Below are 12,291 nucleotides of genomic sequence, written 5' to 3' on the forward strand. Positions count from 1 at the left end.
GGCATCTCCTTAGAAATTAGACTACTACCATTATACTCGTCCACTCTCTAGCAGAAAAGGAAAAAAGCACCGACCCCTTTTGGTCAGTGCTTAGGTTCAATCTTTTCAATGCGCTCGCATATATCATGCAGCCATTCGTAATCTCCTGTAAGCGAGGCGCAAAGCGATAAATTTTCTAGTTTCAATCGGTTCCAAACATATGTCGCGTTAGCTTCCATGCACAGCATTAACTCATCCTGCTCTGCTCGCGTTAACTCCCGCGCTCTGCGTAATGTCCATAACTCCGCCATGCGTTGATGAACGGCCAACATGGTTCCCAGACCCTCCTGCTCGATAAGCTGCTAACATTATGCAGTATGGACAAAGTTGGGAGCGCTGAAACAAGCGGGCTCTTATAAAAAATAAAGAGACGTCCATCCGATCATTTCTGACCATTCGAGACAGTCTCTTCAAACTTTTTTAATTAAGGAATGTGGATAACGGAGATTCTATCAACTGGGAAAAAGAATACAGTACCATTATTACTTGCAAGAACAACGTTACCATGTTCAATACCTAGAAATCTACCTGTGTGGTTTGGAGTAGTACCTGCATGGATCGTGATGACTGTGCCAAGGCTGATTCGAGACAAAGTAGCATATACGGAGCAACTCATCGTTTTCTCCTCCTTTCAAACTTTATAGTATATAGTATTCTAGCGACTCTTTTTGGTATAGACGATTGATGGTAGCTATTCGTATATTTCGTAGATTATGGGATATGAATAACCGATATTCTACCAACCGGATAGTAATAAACGGTTCCACAACTAGCAACGATAACGACGTTACCATTTTGTATCCCAACAAATTTCCCCGTATGATTCGGGGTAGTACCTGCATGAATCGTAATTACCGTGCCAAGTCCTACATTAGCCAAAATAGCATAAACGTTGCAACCCATCGTAATTCCCTCCTTTCAATCTATCTACTCTATATAATTCTATTCTTCTATTTTTGGATTGGACGAACATCCCAAAAACACAAAAAACCTTCCTCTCCCAACATCTGTTGAGAGAGAAAGGCTCTATTTCTAGCCTATTAGGCTGTTGATTCTTCTTCCGACGCACTGTCTGAGTCTGTGCCTTCGAGGAAAAATTGCACGAGCTTTACATGCTTTTTCAATGATTTTTCGTGAATCAGGTTGATTTTACCGTTATCCAATGCGCCAAAGACGTAAATCAATTCCTCATTCTCATGGGACCAGTCAAACCCTTCAAGAATCTGCAAGCAATCTGTCCATTCCTCATTATATTGCCCGTTCGGGAATAAGAATCGGTTCGAATAGAGCGCGATGCTTTCTTGGATAACCCGATTTGCTGAAGTGTATTGCGCGAGACCTGGTTGCTCCGGCATCATCGGCAATAACGTATTGAAGAACTGGTGCAGGATCTCCACATACGTCGAAGGATCGTGGCGAATCTTGCGCTGAAGCTCATAAGACGGCTGCATTCTGCCTGAAAATAACATTGTTGCTGTCGCATATAACCAGCTGAAGCAAGTGAAATTGCGGTTAAATGACGTCAAGTTGCTGCGTCGCTCTACGCCGACAGCTTTGAGGTACACGTTATGATCAACAACCTGCTGAATGACCAGGTTAAGAGGGTCAATGGAATCGAAGGAGTGTCCAAGCTCTTTACTCACCAGCTGCACTTTGGAGTTGATGTCGCCAAACAGCTGCTGCTCCTCTTCCTCCGTCAAACCAATGTAGATTTGCACGGCAAGCTGTGTCTCCATTAAATCAAGACGTCTGCTCTCCAGTTGATTGATCGTGCCTTCCGTCTCTTCAACTTCTTGTTTAATATCCGCATCTTGCGGCATCTTGCGCTGCTTAATTTTCAGAAGCACCAGCTTCTTCTCGTAGCGTCGAACTTCCTTCTGCATTTGCTCATTCACATAACCAAGCGCAAGGATTCGATGTTGTCCGTCCAAGATAGAAAGCTTTGAGCCATGCTTCAGCAAAAATTCTTTCTCACCTTTGGACAATTGATTCACTTCACGCAGTGAGAGCGTAACCGGACCGAAAAAGACATGATCCAGCTCGCGTTCTTGCAAATACGTGGAAATTTTGCGCCGCTGCATATTGCTGAGCTTCCGCTGTACCATAGGGTCGATCATCGTATAATTGAGCAAATCCTGAACGCGCAAGGCTACGGTTGAAAGCCCGAATTTCTCGCAAAACGGATGAATCGTCATTTTAAGTCGTAATCCTTCCATTAGCTCACATCCTCCTTATCGCTGATTAGGAAAGCATTCTGTTCCGTATAGAAATTTTTGATGAAATTATAAGCTTTCATGATACGGGTACGTCTAGGCAAACGATCCTTCTCGTCTCCCGCATAGATCCCATTCCAATTCACATGAGGAAGTATTTTCAAAGCATGCTCAAGCGCATACCTATTGAATTTACCTGTTTTCGTAGCTTCTTCATGGATAAACAAAGCAAGGGCAATTTGGATATTTTCACTCCAAACAATTTCACCTTTGGCTGGTTCGTCCAAATGATTCAGCAAACCGTTAAAGTAGGTTCCCGCTAAGGAGACCAAATCCTGCAGATCTTTGTCCTCATATTGGTAACCATTATTCCGGGCAGCCGACTTCATCCTGCCTTCGAACAAAGCAACCAAAATTTCAATCAGCAAGTGATAAGAGAACAAATACTCAGGCGACTTGCCGCGTTCAGAGAACATATCGACTGTAAGCTTCTGCATAGCCGGGGCTTTGGAAGCAAGCTCCGTTGCAGCAACATGGTAAAACCTGCGTTGATCCCGAAGCACAGCCAAGTTACCGCCTAGCTTGCGAGGAAGTTTGTTGATGTCCGAGAACAATTGGCGCTCTTGACGAGCGTTAATGTCCAAGTACGTCATTGTGGAAATCGGGAAGGCATATAAGCGACGAAGCTTCTCTGTGATCTCTTCCATTTTCTCATATTCCCGACGATCTTTGGCACGTGCCATTTGGCTTTGCAACGTTTCCATAATGCGTTGGAACGCTGCCAGTCTGTGCTGACCATCGACCACGTACAATTTCTCAATCGGCTGCAAACGAAGGGCTTGTTGCTCATCGTCATATTGACCCGCGCCTCTTGCCGAGAAGATAATGCCCGGGAAGTAGATCGGTTGGCGATTCTCCAAATACAGATTAACATAATCGATTAATTTAGAAAGATTGCGTGGAATAATCGCACGCTGAACTTCTAAATCAACTTCATAGAGTGAAAATAATTTGCTCATAGGTAATGTAGCTGCAATTGTCGCTTGCCCAAACGTCTGTCCCAGGACTCCAGGAATTTCTACAAACGATGAAGGTTTCTGCTCGGCTAAGAGCTCTGATAATGAGGAAATGGCGTCCATATGCTTACCCCTTTCAACTATTAAGGTTTAATTTTGCGCAAAAATTTAATATATATCTCATTCTCCTATTTTTACCAATATCTCTAATTTTCATTCTACGGTTCGAAGCCAATCGCCTATGCGTCTTGCCGCCTCAAGTAATCTGGCTTCATCCTGCACCAAAGCAATTCGTACAAAGCCTTCTCCTTCTGCTCCGAAAGCGTCTCCAGGTATAACAACGACGCCAGCACGAAACAGCATTTCCCGGGAAATTTGTCGAGATGTCCATCCTTTTGGAATGGGTGCCCAGATAAACATGGTTGCCTTGGGTGGCGGTATGATCCAGCCGGCATCTGCTAAAGCCGAAATAAATACATTTCGTCTTCGTTCATAAACGCCGGCAACGGAATGATCGTGTTCCATATCTTCCTCTAATGCTGCAATTCCAGCCGCTTGAATGGCACCGAATACGCCATAATCGATATTCGATTTGAGCGTTCGCAGCGCCTTTACCGCAGCCGCATTTCCCGTTAGGAACGCGATCCGACAACCTGCCATATTAAAGCTTTTGGACAGAGAATGAAACTCGACAGCAACCTCCTTAGCGCCTTCGATCTCTAAAATGCTGATCGGCTTAAAACCATCAAAAGCCATTTCAGAGTAGGCTAGATCGTGTACGACAAGCAATTCATGCTTCTTGGCATAGACTATCAAATGCTCAAAGAAAGCACGATCTGCAACAGCAGACAACGGATTGCTCGGATAGTTTAACAGGATGAATTTCGCTTTGGCAGCCACGTCTACTGGGATGTCATCTAATTGGGGCAAAAAATCATTTACAGCGCGCAGGGGCAGCAAGTAAGGCTCAACTCCCGCTAGCACGAGACTTGCCGAATATATGGGGTAACCTGGATCGGGAACAATTGCGATATCCCCAGGATCACAGAGTGAAAGCGCCAAGTGAGCAAGACCATCTTGAGAACCCATTAACGTTAAAATTTCATTCTCGGGATTAAGCTCTACACCGAATCGAAAATAGTACCACCTAGCTACCGCTTCACGGAAAGCTAAGCTTCCTTCTGATGTCGGATATCCATAGTGAGACGGGTTACGCACTGCCTCTGTAATGGCTTCAATAATGCGTTCAGACGGCGGTAGGTCAGGACTTCCTATACCTAAATCTATGACGTCTACCCCTTGGTTCATAACCTCTCTCTTCCAATCTGCCACTTCCGAAAAAATAGCCGATCCAAGCTGACTAAGCCGTTTTGATCCAATAAATGTCATGATAGTTATCCTCATTATGTTGTATTAAACAGTCAATCCATAATTCCTGCTTGATGAACCAGTCTTATCATATAAAGTAAAAACAAAATGAGCCCAAAATAAGCTGCTCCGAATTTCCAACGAGTTTTGGCCGGAACCTCATAGTATCGCTCCTGAATACCTAAAGGTGAAAAATCGACCTGTACCTGCAGTCCTAGATAGAACCCGCTTTCTTTCTGCAAACGGTCTACTTTGACAAGCTGCACTCTTCGAATCAAGGCTTGCTGAGGCAAATAAGCTTGACCTTCAAAGCCAATTCCCTGCCAGTACATGACAATTGTTTGCCTGCCGTCACCTGCACCCTGTAAATCCGAGTAAGTCGTAAAATCCAAATCACGCGTGTGATTTTCACCTGGGATGATATACCCTTGCTGTAGTAAATGGTCGGCAGCAAATTCAAAACGGGTGGAAACTGAAACCAACTGTTCTCTATGTCTGTATTTCACAAATTTCTTATACAAATCCCAGGCAAACATCGCCCAGATGACAAAGAAAATAAGTTGATTGACATAATGGTCCAGATAAAAAATAAAAACTAAACCACCAATTAAACCCACAATCCATAACCAACGGGTGACAGCAGTTGCAATTCGACCGCCATCCAACGGATGAATCGGCAATAAGTTAATTAAATTCAGGTAAAACGCAGCATAAGCTACTGAAACAATGACTGGAGAATCCAGATATATGCCCAATGCAAATGCAGCAACGCCCCCTACCGTCCCTAAAATAGGTCCTCCGATACCGATAAAAGCTTCGGTTACTGCATCGGTCGGATTTTTTTTCATCGTTATTAATGCGCCAAGGAAGGGGATAAAGACAGGTGCCGATACAGGAAGCCCTTTCAACTTTGCCGCAAAAACATGCCCTAGTTCATGAATTAGAATCATGACCACTATGCCAATAGCAAACGGAAGCGGTGCGAGATAAGCGTAAGCCCAAATCGTAATAAACATCGATATGACAGCCCCGCCGACCTTGCCTAACTTCAAAGCTGCCAACAGCAGCTTTCCTTGCGAGAGCAAAACCGCGAGGAAACCGCCTATGGCTAGCGGTGATTTTTTGCGTGGTGGTTTCTGCTTCTCATCCAACCTCACCTCACCCCTTTGCCCATGCTTCCTCAAATTCAGCTTCCTTAAAGCCAACCGTAACCTTCGCACCATCTGTGACAATAGGACGTTTGATCAATCTGCCATTAGAAGCTAACAGTTCCAGCATTTGCTCTTGCGTCATGCCAGGGAGCTTGTCTTTCAAATTCATCTCCTTGTACACTTCACCAGAGGTGTTGAAAAACTTCTTGATGCCAAGTCCGCTATCGTTTATCAGCTTGGCCAATTCGCCTGCAGAAGGCGGCGTTTCGAATAGCGGTACGTTCTCTGCCACATCGACGTTATGGGCTTTCAGCCACTTCAACATGCTGCGGCACGTGCCGCATTTATCATAACAATATACTTTTACTCCCATGATGTAAGGACTCCTTTATGTATGTGGGAAGCTAATCCATAATTACTTAAAATTTTGGGCTAATTTAATTGGAAAGTCAAGTTATTCCAAACAAAAACCACCCTAGAATTTGGATGGTTTTTGTAAAACTAGTCATTTTTTTGTAACCACGCTTGTAAACCAGCTAAATCTGCAGGCAGTGGAGCGTTAAACTCTGCCCATTCCCTTGTCCCAGGATGAACAAATCCAAGTCTAAAAGCATGCAGTGCCTGACGATTCAGCCGCTTACCAGCCTCTTCTGCAGCCGGGCTCGTCTCAAATTCGGGCAATGTATACATTTTGTCCCCAATAAGCGGGTGACCTAAGTGCCGCATATGTACGCGGATTTGGTGCGTTCTCCCGGTCTCGAGCCAAATACGAACCAATGCTGCCTGCGAATATTGTTCCACGACCTCATAATGGGTGACTGCCGAATACCCGTCTGGAGTGACGATACGCACATGCGGTTGTTCGGGATCGCGGTCGATAGGTTCATTAATCGTTCCTTTCGTTTCCTCGAAACGTCCCCATACAAAGGCCAAATATTCCTTCTTCACCTCATGCGCAATCATCTGCTCGGATATTTGCTGGTGCACATAAGGCGTCTTAGCGATCGCCAGTACACCGGATGTTTCTTGATCAAGCCGATGTACAGGGCGGAAACGACATGTAATGCCAGCCTGCTGCCAGTGATACACAACGCCGTTAGCAATCGTATTCACGTAATGTCCATGCGTGGGATGCACGATAATCCCAGCATCTTTGGCCAGGATTAGCAGATGCTCATCTTCATGAAGAATATGCAGAGGAAGGTCTTGCGGCAATATATCCTCGGACGCTTCCTCCTCCATGCGGATCTCTACGCGGTCTCCCGCTTTCACCTTGATGTTAATGTACTGTCTGACGCCATTCACAGTAATCCCTTGCTCCGTCAATTTAATGCGGGACAGCAGTTTGCGAGAAACCATCAATCTTTTTTGCAGCACCGTCTTAAGAAGAAAACCTTCATCCTCCGGCGGCACCATATATACTAGCGGTTCATAATAGCTCATGATTTACGTCTAAACACCTCGGCGCTGCGTACATACTCCACATCAGCAATCCCTTCGCGGTGGTTCGCTGTGCGGGCAATTGTAAAGAACAGGTCGGACAATCGGTTCAAGTATCTGCGTACTTCCGGATTAATTGCTTGCGTGCGTGCGAGTGTGACGACCCTGCGTTCTGCTCTGCGGCAAACCGTGCGGCATACATGCAGGGTTGAGGACACGCTTCCGCCGCCAGGCAAGATGAATCGCGTAATATCCGGCGTTTCCGCATCATATTTATCAATCCAAGCCTCAAGTGCATCCACCATAGCTGCTGTAACTTTGTAAGGGCGTAAGTCCTGCTTCAACAGCGCAAGATCCGAGCCGCAATCGAACAGCTCATGCTGTACTTGCAGCAAGTCCGGCAGTAAATCCGGATATTTGGCCGGGTCCATAAAGCTCATCGCCTGACCCACATAACAATTCAATTCGTCCGTCGTTCCGTATGCTTCAACGCGAGCATCATCTTTATCCACACGACCGCCAATTACGCCTGTCTGCCCGGCATCCCCGGTACGCGTATAAATTTTCATTCTTTGACGTCCTCCCTTTGACAAGGCTGTGATACTTTCATCATCTCATAAACGCGCTGCATATCCAAGTGACTTCTAACATGGTCAGCCAGCCTATCGAACGCGGACTCTCTGCGTTCTTTGAAGCGCAAGCCCCCGTCAATAGGCGTGAGCCCTTTCATTGTCCGAATGCGGTTCAACCAAGCTCTCCGGAAATCATCATTATGCATAATCCCATGCACATAAGTCCCCCAAACACGTCCCTGATTCACGGCTGCTCCGTCTCCGTGCAGCTCATTACCCAAGGAGAAGGCCTCATCATTGGTATACGCTTTAATTTGAAAAGGCATGACGGCATCTTCCAAAAACCGTGTCCGCCCCATATGGATTTCATACCCATCAATATCAAACATCCGGCTGTCGTCATCTGTAAAAAGCGAAGAGCTTCCCTGCACCTGAACTGTACGTTTGTCCGGTGTAAACACGGTCTCTGTCGGCAAAAGCCCAATTCCCTCAAGCTCAGGATGATCGGATTCATAGCCTTGCGGATCAAGCAGCCTTACGCCAAGCATTTGATAACCTGCACAAATACCGGCGACCCATCCGTTCTCGGATTGTGCAAATGCTTTGATTCGCTCCGCCAAGCCGGACTCGTTCAAGTGCCGCAGATCATCCATCGTATTCTTACTTCCCGGCAGCAAGACGACATCGGGATCTCCCCAATCGGAGAGATGGGTGATGTATCTGAAATGAACATCTTTTTCTTCCTGAAGCGGATCGAAATCCGTAAAATTAGAAAGACGAGGCAAGCGGATTACCGCAACATCCAGTTGATCTTTTGATTTGTCAGGCGAGCTTTGGGCCCTCTTCAGCATGCATTTGGAATCTAGAGAAGCGGAATCTTCATCCTCAATTCCTAGCTGCGGCAAATAAGGAATAACTCCTAACACAGGCTTCCCTGTCTTCTCTTCCAGCCAATCCAAGCCTGGTTTCAGCAGACTGACATCCCCACGGAACTTATTGATAATAAAGCCCTTCACACGATCTCGTTCTTCCGGCGTCAAAATCTCCAGCGTCCCTACAATTGATGCAAACACGCCACCGCGATCAATATCAGCGACAAGAAGCACAGGCGCATCCGCCCATCCGGCCAAACGCATGTTGACAATATCGCGATCCTTCAGATTCACTTCGGCAGGGCTCCCCGCTCCCTCCAGCACTACAATCTCGTATTCGCTGCGCAGTCGACCTAAGGCATCTTTGACAATCGCTTCCGCCTTCGGCAGGTACGATTCCCGATAGGTCCTTGCATCTAAATCAGAGTAAGGCTTGCCGTGCACAATCACCTGAGCGACCATGTCCTGCTTCGGCTTAAGCAAAATAGGATTCATATCCGTTGTAGCTAAAATGCGGCAGGCATCCGCCTGAACACCTTGCGCCCTTCCGATTTCTTTCCCGTCAAAGGTAACGTAGGAATTGAGCGACATATTTTGCGATTTGAACGGCGCTGTCTGCCAGCCATCTTGTACGAGAATACGGCAAAGCGCTGCCGTTAGAATGCTTTTGCCAACATCTGAAGCTGTGCCTTGAATCATTAATGTTGCTGCTTTAGTCATAAGATTGACCTCGATTCTGAGCCACAACTGCCAAAGTCTGCCGCAGCCCTTCGATTAACCGCTCATTATCCTCGCGAAGCCGAATAGCGACTCGGCAATAGTGTTCGCTCAAGCCTTCAAAAAGCGAGGCATCTCTTATCAAAATGCCCATTTGCCCCATATGTTTTTGTGCCTGTTTCACGGTTAAGCCTAGCACTGTAGGAAAAGAAAATAATACAAAGTTCACTTCCGTAGGCACTACATCTAAGCCCAATTGCCGCAACTGATCAGTTAGCCACACCTTCTCATCCTGCAGCCAATGATGGCTCGCCAGCTCAAATTCTTCCTCATCCAATACAGCCGTACCGACACGCTGAGCTAAGAAATTAACGCTCCACTGCACTTGCTGCTGCCTGATTTCCCGAATCACATCCGGATGCGCCACCATGAACCCCAGCCGAATCCCCGGAATCGAATAAAATTTCGTCATCGAACGAATAACGATGAGCTTCCGGCTCGTTGAAGCCAGCTTAAGCAGCGAGTGTTCCTGCTCATTTGGAACAAAGTCCATGAAGGCCTCATCAAGCACACAGCTGCAACCACTCTCTAAGAGACTATCTACGATGTTGCGTGGCAGCAACCGACCTGTCGGATTATTGGGATGGCCTAGGAAAAAGAGATCCACAGCCGAAATTGCGGCTTCCATATCCTGCTGCTGCAGCTCAAACTGATGAGAAGGCCTCAGCGGGATATTGTAAATCCTGCCCCCTGTTTTGTGAATCGCTTCCTCATATTCACTAAAAGACGGCCTCGCAAGCCCCGTCACCGATGGCTTTAATACTCTCGCTGTCAAATCGATCAGCTCTGCCGCCCCATTGCCAACCAGGATGCTCTCCACCCCGATTTCATATTTATGAGCCAGCTTGTAACGCAATTCACGGACAGCTGGATCTGGATACTTCACGATATCTTGCCATGCGTCCATCAATAATTGGTTTACAACGGGAGGTGGACCAAGCGGATTCATATTTGAGCTAAAATCGAGAAATTGATCTCTAGGCCGGCCGAACGTTTCTTCAGCCGTCCAGAGATCCCCTCCGTGTCCGTAGCGTTCTAACATGAATGTCACTCCTTCCTTTATGGTGTTGCACAAATAACGACGCCAAGCAGGAGAACCGCTTCAAGCAGCTCATTCAAAGCACCATAGGTATCTCCTGTTAGTCCTCCTAATTTACGGCTTATATAGGTGGCAATTAACCATCCTGCCAAGAAGGTGCCGCAAGCAAAGTAGATAGGGACAGGCCAAATCGCAGTGCCGAGGTCTGTATTGTTGAACCTAACGAATAAAGTGGTTGTGAACAGGGCTACTATTAGCGAAATAACCGCGTGCAACTTCGTTATCCCCTGAAAAAAACTACCCAAACCCGATTCTTTCCGGGCATAAGGCCATCCCTGAATAGCCACGGTCATAAACCATCGGCTCCAAATGGGGACAATCGCAAGCAGCAAGTATCCCATACTACCGGTGGCTCCATCCCACTGATTGGACTCCTGCAGCGTGTAGAGAAGCGCGAACTTGAGAAGCAGATGAAGGAAGGCAACAATAACACCCATGGCTCCAACACGGCTGTCCTTCATGATTTCCAGCATTTGCTCGCGCGGCCTGTGACTAAGGATCCCGTCCGCGGTATCCATGAGTCCATCCAGATGCAGCCCGCCTGTTAAGACGACCCAAAGTCCCAGAAGCAGCACAGCTGCTGGGAGTGGGGGCAGGATCAGACCCAGCCATTCACTCGCCAGAAGCAGCAAGAGACCTATCACACCGCCGGCTAACGGATAGAAGATCACGCTGCGCCGGAAGACAAGGTCTGTATAGGTAATTTGCACAGGAATCGGCAAACGCGTTAGAAATTGAAAGGCTGCAATGCAAGCACGCAGCCAATCTAGAACAATACGAGCAGTATGCACAGCAATCCTCCCATCACTACAAAGCTAACGCCGTAGAGCATTCTCACGGCGTACACGATATCTTGCTGCGTCCGCAGACGCAGCGGCCAGCCCAGGCGGGCGCGCTCGCTCCGGACGCCGCCGTAGATGTTCAGCCCGCCAAGCTCAATTCCGAGTGCCCCGGCGACCGCCGACTCCGGAATTCCGCTATTCGGGCTGGGGTGCAGGTGAGCGAAGCGGCGTATCGCCGCCGCTGCGCGCTTCGCCGAGAGGCCCGGCTGCAGCAGGGCGACGAGGATCAGCAGGAGGCCGGTCAGCCGGGCCGGGATCCAGTTCATGGCGTCGTCCCAGCGGGCCGACGCCCAGCCGAAATGACGGTAACGGTCATTTCGGTAGCCGACCATCGAATCCAGCGTATTCGATGCCCGATACAGCATAGCGAGCGGCGCACCGCCGATCAGCGCATAGAAGAGCGGCGAGATCACCGCGTCAACGATGTTCTCCGCCACGGTTTCTACGACCGCGCGCGTTAGCTCCTCTTCGTCGAGCGCTTCCGTATCGCGGCCGACGATGTAGCCCGTATACTTGCGAGCGTCGGCAAGTTCGCCTTTGCGCAGCGGATTGTACACGAGGTAAGCAGCATCTTTTAGCCCTTTTATCGCAATCGTCGTTGATATCAACCACGTACAGACGGCATAGCCGAGCCATTCGTTAATCGAGCGTGCGGTTAGAATAAGGATGAACACGCTCCCCGTGCTGACTATTAAAGTAGTAGTTGTAAGCAAGACTCCGTTAAGCTTTTCATGCAAAGGCGAGTAGCTTTTTTTGCGCAGCAAGCTTTCCATCCAGCGTATCCAACGCCCAATAAGGATAACGGGATGTGTCGGCCATCTGGGATCGCCAATGAGCCAATCTAGTACAATGGCAGCAGCCGTCATACTGACGATCTCCTGCCAGGAATAAATCCACATAAC

The 12,291-nt window shown here is 47.7% G+C and carries 13 protein-coding genes; all 13 read right to left on the reverse strand.

Annotated features, from left to right (window positions below; translation table 11 throughout):
* Positions 1-83: 83 nt before the first annotated feature.
* The 13 genes from AC58UW_RS09140 to cbiB all read right to left on the reverse strand — a co-directional run bounded on the left by AC58UW_RS09140 (position 84) and on the right by cbiB (position 12,288).
* On the reverse strand, positions 84-311 hold the full coding sequence (locus AC58UW_RS09140) for a DUF7667 family protein (protein WP_497420368.1): 228 nt from the start codon (positions 309-311) through the stop codon (positions 84-86).
* Positions 312-750: 439 nt separating this feature from the next.
* Positions 751-942 (reverse strand): hypothetical protein, encoded by a 192-nt coding sequence (locus tag AC58UW_RS09145; RefSeq protein ID WP_497420369.1) that lies wholly within the window; start codon positions 940-942, stop codon positions 751-753.
* A gap of 137 nt (positions 943-1,079) precedes the next feature.
* Entirely contained in the window at positions 1,080-2,255 is a 1,176-nt protein-coding gene (locus AC58UW_RS09150; protein WP_497420370.1) for a DNA sulfur modification protein DndB, read from the reverse strand.
* Positions 2,255-3,391: a DNA sulfur modification protein DndB gene (locus AC58UW_RS09155; RefSeq protein ID WP_497420371.1), complete on the reverse strand. Its 1,137-nt coding sequence runs from the start codon at positions 3,389-3,391 to the stop codon at positions 2,255-2,257. Before AC58UW_RS09155 ends, AC58UW_RS09150 begins: the two co-directional genes overlap by 1 nt.
* Positions 3,392-3,481: 90 nt before the next feature.
* Positions 3,482-4,657, reverse strand: a complete 1,176-nt coding sequence (locus AC58UW_RS09160; protein ID WP_497420372.1) for an aminotransferase class I/II-fold pyridoxal phosphate-dependent enzyme — start codon at positions 4,655-4,657, stop codon at positions 3,482-3,484.
* A gap of 32 nt (positions 4,658-4,689) precedes the next feature.
* Positions 4,690-5,787, reverse strand: a complete 1,098-nt coding sequence (locus AC58UW_RS09165) for a site-2 protease family protein (RefSeq protein ID WP_497420373.1) — start codon at positions 5,785-5,787, stop codon at positions 4,690-4,692.
* 7 nt (positions 5,788-5,794) lie between these two features.
* The gene (locus tag AC58UW_RS09170; RefSeq protein ID WP_497420374.1) at positions 5,795-6,160 is read right to left on the reverse strand and encodes an arsenate reductase family protein; all 366 of its coding nucleotides are present in this window, start codon (positions 6,158-6,160) and stop codon (positions 5,795-5,797) included.
* Between the two features lie 128 nt (positions 6,161-6,288).
* On the reverse strand, positions 6,289-7,230 hold the full coding sequence (locus AC58UW_RS09175) for an RluA family pseudouridine synthase (protein WP_497420375.1): 942 nt from the start codon (positions 7,228-7,230) through the stop codon (positions 6,289-6,291).
* Positions 7,227-7,796 (reverse strand): cob(I)yrinic acid a,c-diamide adenosyltransferase, encoded by a 570-nt coding sequence (locus AC58UW_RS09180; protein WP_497420376.1) that lies wholly within the window; start codon positions 7,794-7,796, stop codon positions 7,227-7,229. The genes AC58UW_RS09175 and AC58UW_RS09180 overlap by 4 nt, the downstream gene beginning before the upstream one ends.
* Complete coding sequence (locus AC58UW_RS09185; protein ID WP_497420377.1) at positions 7,793-9,391, reverse strand: cobyric acid synthase; 1,599 nt, start codon at positions 9,389-9,391, stop codon at positions 7,793-7,795. The genes AC58UW_RS09180 and AC58UW_RS09185 overlap by 4 nt, the downstream gene beginning before the upstream one ends.
* Entirely contained in the window at positions 9,384-10,490 is a 1,107-nt protein-coding gene (cobD, locus tag AC58UW_RS09190; protein ID WP_497420378.1) for a threonine-phosphate decarboxylase CobD, read from the reverse strand. The genes AC58UW_RS09185 and cobD overlap by 8 nt, the downstream gene beginning before the upstream one ends.
* A 17-nt stretch (positions 10,491-10,507) precedes the next feature.
* Positions 10,508-11,338, reverse strand: coding sequence for an adenosylcobinamide-GDP ribazoletransferase (gene cobS / locus AC58UW_RS09195; RefSeq protein WP_497420379.1), 831 nt, complete (start codon positions 11,336-11,338; stop codon positions 10,508-10,510).
* Positions 11,314-12,288 carry an adenosylcobinamide-phosphate synthase CbiB gene (cbiB, locus tag AC58UW_RS09200; protein ID WP_497420380.1) on the reverse strand — a complete coding sequence of 325 codons (975 nt, stop codon included), beginning with the start codon at positions 12,286-12,288 and terminating at the stop codon, positions 11,314-11,316. Before cbiB ends, cobS begins: the two co-directional genes overlap by 25 nt.
* Positions 12,289-12,291: the final 3 nt, after the last annotated feature.

This window comes from Paenibacillus sp. J22R160 (assembly GCF_059692135.1).